The organism is Photobacterium sp. SP02, assembly GCF_038519165.1.
In the GTDB taxonomy this organism is placed as follows: Bacteria; Pseudomonadota; Gammaproteobacteria; order Enterobacterales; family Vibrionaceae; genus Photobacterium; species Photobacterium halotolerans.
In genome coordinates this window covers 1-1,134 of the sequence record NZ_JASJOJ010000143.1, presented here as the reverse complement: position 1 = coordinate 1,134, position 1,134 = coordinate 1, and the positions used below count along the sequence as shown (strand labels likewise).

General features: G+C 60.1%; 1 protein-coding gene. It reads right to left on the bottom strand.

Annotation, left to right across the window (positions count from 1 at the left end; genetic code table 11):
- A partial coding sequence (locus P0Y67_RS22645; protein ID WP_342393698.1) for a transketolase occupies window positions 1–1,134 on the bottom strand: 1,134 nt, incomplete at both ends.

Here is a 1,134-nt window from a genome sequence, read left to right as displayed (position 1 = left end):
ACCGTTGATAATGGCCGTCATGCCGAACTCACGCACACCGTAGTGGATGTAGTTACCGGATGCGTCATCTGCGGTCAGCGACTTCGAACCAGACCACATGGTCAGGTTGGAAGGTGCCAGGTCTGCAGAGCCGCCCATGAATTCAGGCAGGATCTTGCCGAAGGCTTCCAGCGCGTTCTGAGAGGCTTTACGGGAAGCGATGTTGGCCGGGTTGGCCTGCAGATCGGCGATGATCTGGCTGGTGGCTGCTTCCCACTGTGCCGGCAGTTCACCGTTGACGCGGCGTTTGAACTCGGCAGCCAGTTCTGGGTGCGCGGCTTCATACGCGGCCAGCTTTTCGTTCCAGGCGGCTTCTTTGGCGGCGCCCGCTTCTTTGGCATCCCATTGCGCGTAAACGTCGGCAGGGATCTCGAACGGACCGTGCTGCCAGCCCAGGAATTCACGGGCGGCGGCGATTTCGTCGTGACCCAGCGGGGCACCGTGACAGTCGTGAGAGCCGGCTTTGTTCGGCGAACCGAAACCAATGATGGTTTTGGTACAAATCAGGGTTGGGCGTGGATCGGCTTTTGCCGCTTCGATGGCCGCGTTGATGGCCGCAGCATCGTGGCCGTCAACCGCAGGGATCACGTGCCAGCCGTAGGCTTCAAAACGCTTAGGGGTGTCATCAGAGAACCAGCCTTCTACGTGACCGTCAATCGAGATGCCGTTGTCATCCCAGAAGGCGATCAGCTTGCCCAGACCCAGGGTACCGGCCAGTGAGCAGGCTTCGTGAGAAATCCCTTCCATCAGGCAGCCATCGCCCAGGAACGTATAGGTATAGTGGTCAACCACATCGTGGCCGTCGCGGTTAAACTGTGCAGCTAGCGATTTTTCAGCAATCGCCATACCCACGGCATTGGTGATGCCCTGGCCCAGCGGGCCTGTGGTGGTTTCGATGCCCGGCGCGTAGCCGTACTCCGGGTGGCCCGGGGTTTTCGAGTGCAGCTGACGGAAGTTTTTCAGATCGTCAATCGCCAGCTCGTAGCCGCTCAGGTGCAGCAGGGAGTAAATCAGCATCGAGCCGTGGCCGTTGGACAGCACGAAGCGGTCGCGGTCGGCCCAGTTCGGGTTTTGCGGGTTGTGATTCAGGTGGTC